Below are 15249 nucleotides of genomic sequence, written 5' to 3'. Positions count from 1 at the left end.
CGAGGTTAAGTTGATGAGACGGAGCCGTAGCGAAAGCGAGTCTGAATAGGGCGAATGAGTATGTGGTCGTAGACCCGAAACCAAGTGATCTACCCATGTCCAGGTTGAAGGTGCGGTAATACGCACTGGAGGACCGAACCCACGTATGTTGAAAAATGCGGGGATGAGGTGTGGGTAGCGGAGAAATTCCAATCGAACTTGGAGATAGCTGGTTCTCTCCGAAATAGCTTTAGGGCTAGCCTCGGAATTAGAATCATGGAGGTAGAGCAACTGTTTGGACTAGGGGCCCTTCTCGGGTTACCGAATTCAGATAAACTCCGAATGCCATTGATTTATATCCGGGAGTCAGACTACGAGTGATAAGATCCGTAGTCGAGAGGGAAACAGCCCAGACCACCAGCTAAGGTCCCAAAGTTTATGTTAAGTGGAAAAGGATGTGGGGTTGCTTAGACAACTAGGATGTTGGCTCAGAAGCAGCCATCATTTAAAGAGTGCGTAATAGCTCACTAGTCGAGTGACCCTGCGCCGAAAATTTACCGGGGCTAAACATAACACCGAAGCTGTGGATAGAACTTAGGTTCTATGGTAGGAGAGCGTTCTAAGGGCGTCGAAGCTAGACCGTGAGGACTGGTGGAGCGCTTAGAAGTGAGAATGCCGGTATGAGTAGCGAAAGACGGGTGAGAATCCCGTCCACCGAATGACTAAGGTTTCCTGGGGAAGGCTCGTCCTCCCAGGGTTAGTCGGGACCTAAGTCGAGGCCGATAGGCGTAGACGATGGACAACAGGTTGAGATTCCTGTACCAGTTTGTTTTGTTTGAACAATGGAGGGACACAGTAGGCTAAGGAATACGCACTGTTGGATATGTGCGTCCAAGCAACAAGTCTTGAGGTGAGTCAAATGCTTGCCTCTAGTAAGGACAAGTTGTGATGGGGAGAGAAATGAAGTATCGAAGTTCCCGATGTCACACTGTCAAGAAAAGCTTCTAGTTAGAAACAATCTGCCCGTACCGCAAACCGACACAGGTAGTCGAGGAGAGAATCCTAAGGTGTGCGAGCGAACTCTCGTTAAGGAACTCGGCAAAATGACCCCGTAACTTCGGGAGAAGGGGTGCTGACCAATTGGTCAGCCGCAGTGAATAGGCCCAAGCAACTGTTTATCAAAAACACAGGTCTCTGCTAAATCGAAAGATGACGTATAGGGGCTGACGCCTGCCCGGTGCTGGAAGGTTAAGAGGATGGGTTAGCTCTCGAGCGAAGCTCAGAATTGAAGCCCCAGTAAACGGCGGCCGTAACTATAACGGTCCTAAGGTAGCGAAATTCCTTGTCGGGTAAGTTCCGACCCGCACGAAAGGCGTAATGATTTGGGCACTGTCTCAACGAGAGACTCGGTGAAATTATAGTACCTGTGAAGATGCAGGTTACCCGCGACAGGACGGAAAGACCCCATGGAGCTTTACTGCAGTTTGATATTGAGTGTTTGTACAGCTTGTACAGGATAGGTAGGAGCCTATGAAGCCAGGACGCTAGTCTTGGTGGAGGCAATGGTGGGATACTACCCTTGCTGTATGACCACTCTAACCCTCAGCCATGATCTGGCTGGGAGACAGTGTCTGACGGGCAGTTTGACTGGGGCGGTCGCCTCCTAAAGTGTAACGGAGGCGCCCAAAGGTTCCCTCAGAATGGTTGGAAATCATTCGTAGAGTGTAAAGGCAGAAGGGAGCTTGACTGCGAGACCTACAAGTCGAGCAGGGACGAAAGTCGGGCTTAGTGATCCGGTGGTTCCGTATGGAAGGGCCATCGCTCAACGGATAAAAGCTACCCTGGGGATAACAGGCTTATCTCCCCCAAGAGTCCACATCGACGGGGAGGTTTGGCACCTCGATGTCGGCTCATCGCATCCTGGGGCTGTAGTCGGTCCCAAGGGTTGGGCTGTTCGCCCATTAAAGCGGTACGCGAGCTGGGTTCAGAACGTCGTGAGACAGTTCGGTCCCTATCCGTCGCGGGCGCAGGAAATTTGAGAGGAGCTGTCTTTAGTACGAGAGGACCGGGATGGACACACCGCTGGTGTACCAGTTGTTCTGCCAAGAGCATCGCTGGGTAGCTATGTGTGGACGGGATAAACGCTGAAAGCATCTAAGCGTGAAGCCCCCCTCAAGATGAGATTTCCCATCACGTAAGTGAGTAAGACCCCTGAGAGATGATCAGGTAGATAGGTTGGAAGTGGAAGTACAGTGATGTATGGAGCGGACCAATACTAATCGGTCGAGGACTTAACCATTTTTAAACGATGAAGAAACGGTTTTATTGTCTTATAGTTAAACACTATCCAGTTTTGAGAGAACAACGTTCTCTTATAGCTAAAAGATGTGTGGTGGCGATGGCAAGAAGGTCACACCTGTTCCCATGCCGAACACAGTAGTTAAGCTTCTTAGCGCCGATGGTAGTGAAGGGTTTCCCTTTGTGAGAGTAGGACGCTGCCGCGCATCTTTATTTTTCCGCAATAGCTCAGCTGGTAGAGCGCATGACTGTTAATCATGATGTCGCAGGTTCGAATCCTGCTTGCGGAGTACATAGGTATCTATGGAAATAAACAAACAAGTGAATAGAGAGTTTTATTAGAACGACCTTGGAGAGTTGTCCGAGCGACCGAAGGAGCATGATTGGAAATCATGTAGGCGGTGCACACTGTCTCAAGGATTCGAATCCCTTACTCTCCGTCATCCTAGTTTGGCCCGTTGGTCAAGTGGTTAAGACACCGCCCTTTCACGGCGGTATCACGGGTTCGAATCCCGTACGGGTCATGTAGTATCACTGGAGGTTTAGCTCAGCTGGGAGAGCATCTGCCTTACAAGCAGAGGGTCGGCGGTTCGATCCCGTCAACCTCCATGTCAAAAATTTAAAGGTCTCGTGGTGTAGGGGTTAACATGTCTGCCTGTCACGCAGAAGATCGCGGGTTCGATTCCCGTCGAGACCGTTGCAACAAATTAAGGCCTGGTAGCTCAGTTGGTAGAGCACTTGATTGAAGCTCAAGGTGTCGGCAGTTCGATTCTGTCCCAGGCCACCATTTTTTAATAGCGGAGGGGTAGCGAAGTGGCTAAACGCGGCGGACTGTAAATCCGCTCCTTCGGGTTCGGCAGTTCGAATCTGCCCCCCTCCACCATTTTTTTAAAAAGAGTGATCCTTTTTTTATAGGGATATAGTTCAATGGTAGAATTATGGTCTCCAAAACCATCGATGTGGGTTCGAATCCTACTATCCCTGTGTTGTATGTTTAAAAAACTATCCTTTTATTATGGCGATTGTGGCGAAGTGGTTAACGCACCGGATTGTGGTTCCGGCATTCGTGGGTTCGATCCCCATCAGTCGCCTTTTTTTTATTGGGCTATAGCCAAGCGGTAAGGCAAGGGACTTTGACTCCCTTATGCGTTGGTTCGAATCCAGCTAGCCCAGTTTTATTGTTTAACCAATCCAATTTAATGATGGCGGTATAGCCAAGTGGTAAGGCAGAGGTCTGCAAAACCTCCATCACCGGTTCAAATCCGGTTACCGCCTTATTTGATAGATGGATTGTTTACCTATCATGCCGACGTGGCGGAATTGGTAGACGCGCTGGACTCAAAATCCTGTGCCCGCGAGGGCGTGCCGGTTCGATTCCGGCCGTCGGTATAAAATAGACATCAAACGTTTTTATGACGTTGAGGTGTTTTTTTTTGTAAAAAAATATAGACCAATAAAGTTTTTAGGCTCTATCACTGGTCATGAAATAAAAGAGTGTCATCCATTTAAAAATAACGGATAAGCTTGTATTTCACTGATTAAGTACGTTATACTTATCTTGAAAATGGTAGTAAAAAATATGGAATGAGGTATTCAATTGACTAAAATAACAGACCAGTTTGAAACAATATTAAAAGAGAAACAAATCCCTTTAGCTAAAAGAGAAATTGAAAATGGCCAAGTTTCTTATAATGGGAAATTTCAATTAACAAAAGAGAAAGCTTTACCTTTTGGTATTGTATTTGATAAGGAAGATGAAAGATCCGATTATCAAATCGTGTACCATCATCTAGCTTTTGTATCAAACTTTAGTAAAAAAGCAGCTGTGTTAGAATTAATAAATGAATTAAATGAGTTGCAATCAGGATATTATCGTATTTGTTTAGGTTCTGATGGCGAAATTTATATGAGACTATTAGGAAGAACTTCAACTGACGTTATGCCTCTTTATGAAATGCTAGTAACCGGTTCAACTATTGCTAAGGCTATTTTACCAAGAATTGCAGAAGTTCTTACTGTATAAGTAAAATAAAAACAATAAAATACATCTAAAGGAGATAAAAACATGACAACTCCCAAAAGTTTATTTCATGCTGAAATGGTTAATGAAAATGGTGTTGATGGAATAGCTTATGTAAAAAATGATGGCTTAAAAGTAAGTTTGTCTAGCCCGACTTCAAATGCTCCTGGTACAAACCCGGAAGAATTGTTGGGCCTTTCTTTAAGCACCTGCTTAAACGCTACACTACGGTCCGTATTAAACGCTAGAGGTAAACAAAATAAGAGTAGAGTCGAAGTTCATGTAGATTTTGTAAAAGAAACAACAAAACCTGGCTATTATTTTGATGTACTTGCTACAGCACAAATAGATGGATTAGAATTTGAAGAAGTAGAAAAACTTGTAGGAGTAGCAGAGAGACTTTGCCCAGTATCTAAATTACTAATGGGAAGTGAGACTGTTATTGTTAAGGCTATAGAGGGATACACCAATTAAAAATAAAAAACCTGTTGCTCACATCGAACACTGCTGAGCAACAGGCTTTTTTAACGGTAATTAGTAAATTGTAATGCGATTGGTAAATTAGCTTCACGTAAAAGGGCCATTACTTTTTGTAAATCATCTCTATTTTTACCAGTAACTCTAATTTGGTCGTCTTGAATTTGTGTCTTTACTTTTAGTTCAGCTTGCTTGATAAGCTGTGTTATTTTTTTTGTGTTTTCTTTGTCAATTCCATTGACTAAATCAGCTGTCTGTCTAACATTTCCACCAAAAGCTTTTTCAATTTTTTCAAAGTGAAGGTTTTTTGAAGAAATGTCTCTTTTAACTAATTTGTTAGTCAAGATATCTTTTACTTGTTCTAATTTGAATTCACTTTCTGAAACAATAACTAATTGATCCTTTTCTAACTTAACTTCGCTAATCGTGCCTTTGAAATCAAAGCGCGTATCAATTTCTTTTTTGACCATTTGGATTGCATTTTTTACTTCTTCTAAATTTGTTTCTGAAACAATATCAAAACTCGCTTCTTTTGCCATTATTTTTGCCTCCATTAAATTTATGAAATTGGTTACATTAGCTCTATTATACCATAATTTAAAACGAGGCTGAAGATAACAGAGCAAATAATTAAAGGCATAAAGTAATTTCTTTCTGCTTTATTAAAATCTTATCGAACTGTACAAATAATAGTCTCAGGAGGTTACACATTGAAACAATTAAAAACACCAATTTTTTGGAGAGAACAAGCTAAAAAAATATTTTTTGTTTTATTTGCATCGATTACAAATTCATTTGCCTTAAATAATTTTTTGATTCCTTCTCAAATATATGCTCCTGGAGTAAATGGGATTTCTCAATTGCTCTCACATCTTTTTGAAAATGGATTTCAAATTACAATCGATACCGGGATATTTATTTTACTTATTAATATTCCCATCGCTTTATTGGGCTGGTTTAAAATTGGTAAAGATTTCACTCTTTATAGCTTTATGACCTCTGTCTTCATTTCTTTTTTCACTATTATTTTACCTATTTCACCGTTAACAACCGATCCAATAATGAATTCACTTTTTGGAGGAGTAATCGGTGGAGCAGGTATCGGATTTGCATTGAAATATGGTTTTTCAACCGGAGGATTAGACATTATTTCAATGGTTTTAGCTAAAACAACTGGTCGTTCAGTTGGTAGTTTTCTATTAACTATAAATGGCATGATTGTTGTTGCAGCTGGCTTCATTAATGGCTGGCAGTATGCAATGTATACCTTGCTTTCTATCTACGTTATGACTAGAGTAGTTGACATGATTCACACTAGTCATCAAAAAGTAACTGCAATGATTGTTACAAATGATCCGGATGCCTTGGTGAAAGCTATCCATGAAAAGATGATTCGAGGCATTACGATTATTCCTGCTAAAGGTGGTTACACTGGACTTGATCGTTCTGTTTTGATGATTGTTATTAGTAATTATGAAATGTATGATTTAGAGCAAGCCGTTAAAGAGGCTGATGCAGCAGCTTTCGTTAATTTTATGGGAACAAACAAAGTAGTAGGAGAATTTTTAAGTTCAGATCAACAAAAAGCTCGAAGATCAAATCAATAATATAAGTAAAAAAAGGGTGCTCACAATTTATGAGTACCCTTTTTTACTTATTTTTAAAGACGAAGAATTTTTTCTAAATAAAGAGCTAAGCCATCATTATCATTTGTCTCTTCGGTCATATCATTAGCAATATCTTTTAAAGCTTGAATCCCATTTTTCATTACAACACCATTACCAGCGTATTGAATCATTTCATAATCATTGTCTTCGTCACCAAAAGCAATAACGTTTTGCTGTTTTATGCCATAGGCGCTAGCTACACGTTCAACACCAAGGGCTTTTTGAACACCGGCAGAAACAACTTCTAAACAAGGAGTTTGACCACCCCATGTTCTGATCTCAACTAAATTACCGTAGCGTTGACTGATTTTATTGATAATTTGTTCTTGGTTTGCTTGTGCTGTGAACACACAAACAGAGGTAGGATTTTGTTTTAAACTAGTTGAAGATAATTTTAGTACATCTTTTTGGCCATGTGGAAAAAAATCAGGGTAAGGTAAAAATGATTCATCGGTATAGACAGAATCAAGTAATTCAGCTGCAATAAGTTGAATATCAAAATCTTTTTTCAAATCGAGCATATCTAAAGCAATATCACGACTAATTGTTTTATGGTATTGATCAGACCAATCTTTCTCATTAGGCACGTGGCACAACGCTCCATTAAAATTAATCATCGGTGTACTCATTTTTAACTGATCGTAATAATGCTTGCTGTTTCGATAAGGTCTTCCTGTCGCAATCGAAATGATGTGACCAGCTTCTCTAGCCTTTTGGAAAACTTGTTTTGTTTTATCTGAAATGAGAGAGTGTTGATTCAATGTTGTTCCGTCTAAGTCAACGGCAATAAGTTTTTTATCCATTTTTTGCTCCTTCTATTACAAAGTAATGCGTTTTTTATGTTAGAATAGTATAGTACCTACATGTTTACATACTGTACCATAAATAGGTGTCTTACGAAAAGAGGGAAATGAATGATTTCAATAAAATCTGTAACAGTTGAAGGAATACCTTTATTAGAGATAAGTCCTAAAGGGAAAGAATTAGATTTATTGCCAACAGTCATTTTTTTTCATGGTTGGACGAGTAATAAAGAAAGTTCTTTGGTTAATGGGTATGAGTTAGCGAAAAAAGGGTTTCGTGCACTATTGCCTGATGCTTATCTACATGGAGAAAGAAAAGAAAAAGATCTATCAAGTCAAGGACTTGAATTTTGGAATGTTGTTACAAGAAATTTAATTGAACTGCCTTTGATGAGAGAGTATTACGTAAATAAGGGATTGAGTGATTCTGATCGTTTTGGTGTATCCGGTCTTTCGATGGGTGGTTTTACAACGTGTGCTGCTTTAACGCAATTTCCTTGGATTAAAACGGCAGCTATTTTAATGGGGAGTCCAGATCCAGTTAATTTTACGAAATGGCTGTTATCATCTAAGTGGACAGAAGGAATAGAGTTACCAATTAGTAAAGAAGTTTTGACTGGCTCGCTTACCGCCCTAATGCCTATTTCTTTAGCTAAACACCCAGAAAAGATTGCTAATCGTTTCGTTCATTTTTGGCATGGAACTCAGGACGATTTAGTTCCATATCAGCCAACATTTGATTTTTATGAGAAAGTAAAGCATCAATCTTACGGATCAAATGTAAGTTTTTCAACTAGCAAAGGTATAGGCCATAAAGTTCCCTATGCGAAATCTGTAGAAATGGCTACTTTTTTTTCAACTCATTTGTAATCAATTTAATAGGATAGATTTACTTTTAAACTTAAACCAAGTAAAATAGCCCTACTAATTGGAGGTGTTCACAGTATGGAAAAAGATAGTACATTATGGAAAGAAGAAGAAGCAAAAGAAATAAAAGAGCGCATCATTGCTGCTTTAGAACAAGTAATAGATCCAGAACTGGGAATTGATATTGTCAATCTAGGTCTGGTCTACAATGTTCACTTATATGAAAATGGCTTTTGCCAAATTGATTTGACCTTAACAACAATGGGTTGTCCTCTGGTTGATGTCATCACAGACGATATTATACATGCCTTGAGAACGGTGCCAGAAGTCACTTCTTCCGAAGTAAAACTAGTTTGGTATCCTGCATGGGATACCACCAAAATGAGTCGTTATGCACGAATTGCATTAGGAATAAGATAAAAAAGGTTCTGACATTTTGTCAGAGCTTTTTTTATTGAAAAATAAACTTATAACGACTATTTTTTAAAAAAACAAGCATAAAATATTTGACCAATTCTAACCAAAGATTTATACTAAAGTCATAAATAAATGAATACATTGTAATCAAGGAGGAATTAGAAATGGATAGTGAAAAAATGACTTCTACGATGCAAGAATCATTAGCGGAAGCGCAAAATGTCGCAATAAACAGACACCATCAGGAAATAGATATTGTCCATCTATGGAAAATATTTATGACTCCATCTAACTTTGCGCGTGGTTTTTATCAAAGTATGGGTTTAGATGTGGATAAATTTGACCAATTTATTGACCAAAAATTAGAGCGAATGCCAACAGTAGAAGGCAGTTCAGTAAACTATGGTCAAAATTTAAGTCAAAATCTGTTTCACTTATTGTCTGAAGCAGATACATTACGTGCAAAGTTTCAGGATGACTATTTAGCAACTGAGGTTGTTTTGTTGGCCTTAATGAAATTAAAAAACTATGAATTAACAAAATATTTAGTATCAAATGGACTAACTGAAAAACAAGTAAAAGAACAAATAGAAGAATTACGAGGAGGCGATCGTGTGACTTCAAAAAATCAGGAGGAGAGTTATCAAGCTCTTGAAAAATATGGTATTGATTTAGTGAAAGCAGTAAAAAGTGGCCAACAAGATCCAGTAATTGGACGAGATGAGGAAATTAGAAACGTTATTCGTATTTTATCAAGAAAAACTAAAAATAATCCTATTTTGATAGGCGAGCCCGGTGTTGGTAAAACAGCCATCATTGAAGGATTAGCTCAAAGAATTGTTCGCAAAGATGTGCCAGAGAATTTGAAAGACAAAACCATCTTTTCGTTAGATATGGGATCCTTAATTGCAGGAGCAAAATACCGTGGTGAGTTTGAAGAGCGGCTGAAAGCTGTTTTAAAAGAGGTGAAAAAGAGTGATGGAAAAATTATTCTCTTTATCGATGAAATTCATACCATCGTTGGTGCTGGTAAAACAGAGGGAAGTATGGATGCAGGAAACTTATTGAAACCAATGTTAGCTCGTGGAGAATTACACTGTATTGGTGCAACAACTTTAAATGAGTACCAACTCTATATGGAAAAAGATAAGGCATTAGAGAGACGTTTCCAAAGAGTCATGGTTGAGGAACCAAACGTAGAAGATACGATTAGCATTTTACGCGGTTTAAAAGAACGATTTGAAATCCATCATAGTGTAAATATTCATGATAATGCACTGGTAGCAGCCGCAAATCTTTCTAATCGTTATATTACAGACCGTTTTATGCCAGATAAAGCAATCGACTTAGTCGATGAGGCTTGTGCAACCATTAGAGTTGAGATGAACTCTATGCCAACAGAATTGGATCAAGTGACACGTCGATTGATGCAATTAGAAATAGAAGAGGCTGCGCTAAAAAAAGAAAAAGACGAAGCAAGTAAACGTAGATTAGAGATTTTACGTGAAGAATTAGCTAATTTACGTGAGGAAGCCAATTCTTTAAAAATGAAATGGGAAACAGAAAAAGAAGAAGTCGCTAAGTTGCGTGATAAACGTTCTGAAATAGAACAAGCTCGTCGCGAATTAGAAGATGCTGAAAGCAATTATGATTTAGAGCGAGCAGCTGTCTTGCGTCATGGCCAAATTCCAGCTTTAGAAAAAGAGCTAAAGGAATTAGAATCTAAAAATTTAAAAGATCAAGAAGACAAGCAACGATTGGTTCAAGAATCTGTAACAGAAAATGAGATTGCAGTAGTTGTAGGCCGCATGACAGGTATTCCGGTTACAAGATTGGTTAAAGGTGAAAGGGAAAAACTCTTATATCTAGCTGATACGTTACATGAACGTGTCATTGGACAAGATGAAGCAGTTGAAAGTGTCACTGACGCGGTTATTCGTGCAAGAGCAGGATTACAAGATCCTAATCGTCCAATTGGTTCATTTTTATTCCTTGGTCCAACAGGTGTCGGTAAAACAGAGTTAGCTAAAGCCCTTGCTGAAAACTTATTTGACTCACAAGATCGTATGGTGCGTATCGACATGAGTGAGTATATGGAAAAACACTCTGTTTCTCGTCTAGTCGGAGCACCTCCAGGATACATTGGGTATGAAGAAGGGGGACAACTGACAGAAGCTGTTAGACGTCATCCTTATAGCATTATCTTATTAGATGAAATTGAAAAAGCTCATCCAGATGTCTTTAATGTTTTATTACAAGTGCTAGACGATGGGCGCTTAACTGATGGAAAAGGTCGTTTGGTCGACTTTAAAAACACGGTGCTGATTATGACAAGTAATATAGGTTCGACTATTTTATTAGATGGAACAGATGAGAAAGGTCAAATCGATAAAGTGGCAAAAGAAGAAGTCTTTACTTTGTTGAATGCCCATTTTAAACCTGAATTTTTGAATCGTATTGATGATACAGTACTCTTTGCGCCTTTAACAATTGAAGTAGTAAAACAAATTGTGCTTAAATTAACGAATGATTTGGCTAAACGATTAGCTGAGCAAGAAATTGAATTAACTATCTCAAAAGAAGCTCAAACTTGGATTGCTGAAAATGCTTATGATCCAACGTACGGTGCTCGACCATTGAAACGTTATTTAACAAAAAGCATAGAAACTCCTCTTGCTAAAGAGATTATTGGTGGAAAGATCTTGCCTAAGTCTAAAGTGACAATTACACTTAAAGATGGAAATCTTGCTTTTGAAACAGTTGAATCAACGGATTAAACAGAAAAAGATAAAAAAACTATAAAAAACCCCACCTAGCTACATGTTTAACATGTAGCTAGGTGGGGTTTTTTTGACAAAACTGATTCAGTTAATTTATTTGATTTCACCAGTATGGATTGTTTTGGGAATAACTTGTCCGATTAGCAAAATAACTCCTGCTGAAATAAGTCCTATCAAAGTGGCTACTACAAAATTATATGAACCGCCAGTTAACGAACTGCCAATGTAATTAATTGCTTGGCCGATACAAAAGCCCCAAAATAATGTTACGATAATTTTCATACTACAACACCTCTCTTATACAAGGTAATTTTATCACGTTTAGGAAAATTGTAAAGGAAACTGTGAAAAGACTGCTTTCCAACTATTTGCGCATCTTTATAAATTAAGGGTATAATATGGTAGATGAAGTAAGAATGGAGTGACTAAAATGCCCTTTGTACAGTTGCAAGTTATCAGTGCTTATAGTTTATTAAAAAGTACCTTATCGATTGAAAAACTTGTCGTTTCTGCGAAAGAGCGAGGATACAAAGCACTAGCTTTGACAGATCATAATGTCATGTATGGTATAGTCGATTTTTATAAAGTTTGTATGAAGCACAATATCAAACCAATTCTCGGAATAACGTTAGATGTCCAAGGTACGATAGATACGCAAAAGGAATACCCCTTAATTTTGTTAGCTAAAAATAAAATCGGCTATCATAATTTAATGAAGTTATCTAGTAAAAAAATGTTGATGGAACACGATGAACCATTAAATTCTGAAGCAATAAAAGAATTTAGTGAAGGATTAATTGCTATTACACCAGGAAAAGATAGTGAATTTGAGCTTTTTTTGCTTAATGAAGAACAAGAGTCCGCTAAAAAAGTCTTAAACGCACAACAAAAACTCTTTACGAGTGACAGTTATTTTATAGGACTGCACCTACATGAAAAAACTGAAGAGATTCAAGCGAAATTAAAGGCGTTACAAAGTCCATTGTCCATTAAAACCGTTGCATTAGGCGATATTCACTATTTAGATCCTTCCGATCACTTTAGTAACGACGTTTTAAAAGCTATCGGTTCAGGAGAAAAAGTTTCCCTAGCTGAAGTAACGACAACAACTGGACCGCATTCTTTACTAGAAGAAAAGCAGCAAGTTGAAAAATTTATCTCTGCTGGTCTACAAAAAGCCAGTGAGCAAACGAATTTGATTGCTGAGACAATCAATGTTGAGATTGAATTAGATCAGCATTTATTGCCTCGTTTTGATGTGCCAGAACAAATAGATACAAGCACGTATTTAAAAGAGCTTTGTTTCAAAGGGCTAAGTCAAAGAAAACCTGATTATACAGTTGACTACCAAGAACGATTGGAGTACGAATTGGCGATTATTCATAAAATGGGATTTGAAGATTATTTTTTAATCGTTTGGGACTTAATGGCTTATGCTCACAAAGTAGGTATTGTTACTGGAGCAGGCAGAGGTTCTGCAGCAGGTTCTTTAGTTTCGTACGTTTTAAGCATCACAGATGTTGATCCAATTCAATACAATTTGTTGTTCGAGCGATTTTTAAATGAAGAACGCTACACTATGCCTGATATTGATTTAGATTTTCCAGATAATCGTCGAGAAGAAATGTTAGAATACACAAAGAATAAATATGGCCAAGAGCACGTTGCTCAAATTGCAACGTTTGGCACACTAGCGGCAAAAATGGCTCTACGTGACGTTGCTCGCGTATTTGAACTTAGCCAGATTGAAGCAAATGAGTGGTCTAACACCATCCCGAAGACACTTGGAATAACATTAAAAGTGGCTTACGAACAATCAAAATCTTTAAGAGAACTTGTTCAAAAAAACGAGAAAAATACCTTGCTTTTTGATACTGCTAAAAAAATAGAAGGATTACCAAGACACGTATCCACCCATGCAGCAGGGGTAGTTATCAGTGATGAACCGTTAAATAAGTATCTTCCGCTTCAAAAAGGTAGCAGCTCAATTCATTTAACTCAATATCCAATGGGAAATGTAGAAGAAATTGGTCTGTTAAAAATGGATTTCTTAGGGTTGAAAAATTTATCCATTATCGATAACACCCTTAAACTAATTAAAAAGCAGACACAAGAAGACGTTAACTTGTTGGCTATTCCAATGAACGATTCACAAACACTGGAACTATTTGCTAAAGCAGATACAGTTGGCATTTTTCAATTTGAATCTAGTGGCATTAAACATGTCCTTCGTAAGCTAGGGCCAACGTCAATTGAAGATGTAGCTGCGGTGAATGCTCTGTATCGTCCAGGTCCAATGGAACAGATTGATTTATTCATTAAACGTAAAAAAGGTGAAGCACCAATCGTTTATCCCCATGATAGTCTAGAATCGATTTTGAGTGTCACTTATGGCGTTATGGTCTACCAAGAACAAGTCATGCAAGTGGCATCAAAAATGGCTGGTTATACTTTAGGCCAAGCAGATATTTTAAGAAGAGCGATGGCAAAGAAAAAAAAATCACTTATTGATAGTGAACGAACTCGTTTTATTAAAGGAGCTATAGCATTAGGATACGAAGAAAAAATAGCTGCTGAAGTGTATCGTTATATTGAACAATTCGCTAATTATGGCTTTAATCGCTCGCATGCTGTTGCGTATTCTTTTATTGCTTACCAAATGGCTTATTTAAAAGCTCATTATCCAGAAGCTTTTTTTGTAGCCTTACTTAATTCAGCGTCAAATAATCCAGCAAAATTAAAAGAGTTTGCTTTAGAAATAAAAAAAAGAAAAATTATTATCTTAGCACCAGATATTAATACAAGTTTTTATGCTTTTTCATTAAAGGACCATACCATTCAATTTGGATTAGGCTCAATAAAAAAATTAAGAAGAGATATGATACTGGATATTATTCGTATTCGAAAAGAAGCGGGACCATTTAAAGATTTAATTGATTTTCTAAGGCGCATTAATCCTAAATGGCTGAAAGAAGAGTACATTAAACCGTTCATTTACGTAGGAGCTTTTGATCAACTTGGTTATTCAAGAGGAACATTAGCAGCCTCTTTAACAGGCATTCTATCAAGTTTAGCATTAAGCGGCAATAATACTGGTTTGTTTGATATTTTAAAACCAAAATATACTCAAACAGCTGATTTAAGCTTAGAAGAAAAACTAGAATTAGAAGAGTTTTATCTTGGTGTTTATTTATCTGGCCACCCTACAGAACAATACGAAAAGGTTGCAATGATGAAACAAACAGTCTTTATTCAGGATTTACAAGTTGGTCAACACGAGAAAATTATTGGACTCATAAAAAATGTGAGACCTATTCGAACAAAAAAAGGTGAAATCATGGCGTTTGTTACGTTAAATGATTCTTCTGGCGATTGCTCCTTGACACTTTTTCCTATCAAGTATAGACAATATGGTAAATTACTAGAAAAAGGCGAATTGCTTTATGTAGAAGGAAAAGTTGAAAGTAGTCGTGATGAAACGAAACAACTGATTGTTTCTTCATTGGAAGACGTCAAGGTATTGGTAGAATTAGCGAAAATTGAGAGAGTTTTTATTCGTATTCCAGCTGAAAAAAAAGACACTAAATCTTTGCAAGAGTTGAACCAGATTTTGAAAAAACACCGCGGATCTATTCCAGTTATCTTGTTTTACGAAGAGACAAAAAAGAAACTTGTCTTAAATGAAACGGAGTGGGTAGACGGAACACAAGCACTTAAACTAGCTTTAGAAAAAATAATCGGAGTAGAAAACGTTGTCATTCAAAAAGATTCAACTTTTTAAAGGTTTTTCTCATTTTACTAGGACAATTCAGGCTAAAAATGGTAGAATAATTTAGTAAGCTTAATAATTGAATTAGTCATTATCGACTTTTTCAAGAAAACGCTAGTAAAGTTATGAAAATGAGATGAAGTATTTGCTCCGTATCATTTTTATGCTAAAT

General features: G+C 37.9%; 10 protein-coding genes, 12 tRNA genes and 2 rRNA genes (1 of these 24 running past the window's edge). 21 read left to right on the top strand and 3 right to left on the bottom strand.

The window, feature by feature from the left end; translation table 11 throughout:
- The 16 genes from ACMHYH_RS05930 to ACMHYH_RS05855 form a co-directional block, all read left to right on the top strand.
- Positions 1 to 2278, top strand: a 23S ribosomal RNA gene (locus ACMHYH_RS05930); it begins 643 nt to the left of the window's first position.
- An 89-nt stretch (positions 2279 to 2367) separates the two neighbouring features.
- Positions 2368 to 2483: ribosomal RNA gene (gene rrf / locus ACMHYH_RS05925) — 5S ribosomal RNA — on the top strand.
- An 11-nt stretch (positions 2484 to 2494) separates the two neighbouring features.
- Positions 2495 to 2567, top strand: a tRNA-Asn gene (locus tag ACMHYH_RS05920).
- Positions 2568 to 2628: 61 nt separating this feature from the next.
- Positions 2629 to 2717: transfer RNA gene (locus tag ACMHYH_RS05915), tRNA-Ser, on the top strand.
- Between the two features lie 12 nt (positions 2718 to 2729).
- Positions 2730 to 2801: transfer RNA gene (locus ACMHYH_RS05910), tRNA-Glu, on the top strand.
- Positions 2802 to 2813: 12 nt separating this feature from the next.
- Positions 2814 to 2886 (top strand) — tRNA-Val (locus ACMHYH_RS05905).
- A 15-nt stretch (positions 2887 to 2901) separates the two neighbouring features.
- Positions 2902 to 2974: transfer RNA gene (locus ACMHYH_RS05900), tRNA-Asp, on the top strand.
- 14 nt (positions 2975 to 2988) lie between these two features.
- A tRNA-Phe gene (locus ACMHYH_RS05895) sits at positions 2989 to 3064 on the top strand.
- A gap of 12 nt (positions 3065 to 3076) precedes the next feature.
- Positions 3077 to 3160 (top strand) — tRNA-Tyr (locus ACMHYH_RS05890).
- Between the two features lie 30 nt (positions 3161 to 3190).
- Positions 3191 to 3261, top strand: a tRNA-Trp gene (locus ACMHYH_RS05885).
- A gap of 34 nt (positions 3262 to 3295) precedes the next feature.
- Positions 3296 to 3368: transfer RNA gene (locus tag ACMHYH_RS05880), tRNA-His, on the top strand.
- Positions 3369 to 3378: 10 nt separating this feature from the next.
- A tRNA-Gln gene (locus ACMHYH_RS05875) sits at positions 3379 to 3450 on the top strand.
- Positions 3451 to 3481: 31 nt separating this feature from the next.
- A tRNA-Cys gene (locus ACMHYH_RS05870) sits at positions 3482 to 3552 on the top strand.
- A gap of 30 nt (positions 3553 to 3582) precedes the next feature.
- Positions 3583 to 3666 (top strand) — tRNA-Leu (locus ACMHYH_RS05865).
- A gap of 208 nt (positions 3667 to 3874) precedes the next feature.
- Positions 3875 to 4300: a hypothetical protein gene (locus tag ACMHYH_RS05860; RefSeq protein ID WP_414838489.1), complete on the top strand. Its 426-nt coding sequence runs from the start codon at positions 3875 to 3877 to the stop codon at positions 4298 to 4300.
- Between the two features lie 42 nt (positions 4301 to 4342).
- Positions 4343 to 4771, top strand: coding sequence for an OsmC family protein (locus ACMHYH_RS05855; protein WP_414838488.1), 429 nt, complete (start codon positions 4343 to 4345; stop codon positions 4769 to 4771).
- A 50-nt stretch (positions 4772 to 4821) separates the two neighbouring features.
- On the opposite strand, the gene ACMHYH_RS05850 is transcribed toward ACMHYH_RS05855, so the two are convergent.
- Positions 4822 to 5313, bottom strand: coding sequence for a YajQ family cyclic di-GMP-binding protein (locus ACMHYH_RS05850; RefSeq protein WP_414838487.1), 492 nt, complete (start codon positions 5311 to 5313; stop codon positions 4822 to 4824).
- 171 nt (positions 5314 to 5484) lie between these two features.
- Here ACMHYH_RS05850 and ACMHYH_RS05845 point away from each other — a divergent pair, with 171 nt between their 5' ends.
- Positions 5485 to 6381 (top strand): YitT family protein, encoded by an 897-nt coding sequence (locus ACMHYH_RS05845; protein ID WP_414838486.1) that lies wholly within the window; start codon positions 5485 to 5487, stop codon positions 6379 to 6381.
- 53 nt (positions 6382 to 6434) lie between these two features.
- Here the strand turns inward: ACMHYH_RS05845 and ACMHYH_RS05840 are convergent, their stop codons facing one another.
- Positions 6435 to 7244, bottom strand: a complete 810-nt coding sequence (locus ACMHYH_RS05840; RefSeq protein WP_414838485.1) for a Cof-type HAD-IIB family hydrolase — start codon at positions 7242 to 7244, stop codon at positions 6435 to 6437.
- Positions 7245 to 7355: 111 nt separating this feature from the next.
- On the opposite strand from ACMHYH_RS05840, the gene ACMHYH_RS05835 reads away from it, so the two are divergent.
- The 3 genes from ACMHYH_RS05835 (at position 7356) to clpB (ending at position 11305) form a co-directional block, all read left to right on the top strand.
- Positions 7356 to 8114 (top strand): prolyl oligopeptidase family serine peptidase, encoded by a 759-nt coding sequence (locus ACMHYH_RS05835; RefSeq protein WP_414838484.1) that lies wholly within the window; start codon positions 7356 to 7358, stop codon positions 8112 to 8114.
- 75 nt (positions 8115 to 8189) lie between these two features.
- The gene (locus ACMHYH_RS05830) at positions 8190 to 8531 is read left to right on the top strand and encodes a metal-sulfur cluster assembly factor (protein ID WP_414838483.1); all 342 of its coding nucleotides are present in this window, start codon (positions 8190 to 8192) and stop codon (positions 8529 to 8531) included.
- A gap of 161 nt (positions 8532 to 8692) precedes the next feature.
- On the top strand, positions 8693 to 11305 hold the full coding sequence (gene clpB / locus ACMHYH_RS05825; RefSeq protein ID WP_414838482.1) for an ATP-dependent chaperone ClpB: 2613 nt from the start codon (positions 8693 to 8695) through the stop codon (positions 11303 to 11305).
- A gap of 96 nt (positions 11306 to 11401) precedes the next feature.
- Here the strand turns inward: clpB and ACMHYH_RS05820 are convergent, their stop codons facing one another.
- Positions 11402 to 11590: a YjzD family protein gene (locus ACMHYH_RS05820; RefSeq protein ID WP_414838481.1), complete on the bottom strand. Its 189-nt coding sequence runs from the start codon at positions 11588 to 11590 to the stop codon at positions 11402 to 11404.
- Positions 11591 to 11738: 148 nt separating this feature from the next.
- On the opposite strand from ACMHYH_RS05820, the gene dnaE reads away from it, so the two are divergent.
- Positions 11739 to 15089 (top strand): DNA polymerase III subunit alpha, encoded by a 3351-nt coding sequence (gene dnaE, locus ACMHYH_RS05815; protein ID WP_414838480.1) that lies wholly within the window; start codon positions 11739 to 11741, stop codon positions 15087 to 15089.
- Positions 15090 to 15249: the final 160 nt, after the last annotated feature.

The organism is Carnobacterium sp. TMP28, from assembly GCF_047553015.1.
Lineage (GTDB): Bacteria > Bacillota > Bacilli > Lactobacillales > Carnobacteriaceae > Carnobacterium_A.
The sequence above is the reverse complement of the archived record's forward strand: the minus strand, read 5'-3'. Positions and strand labels throughout refer to the sequence as shown.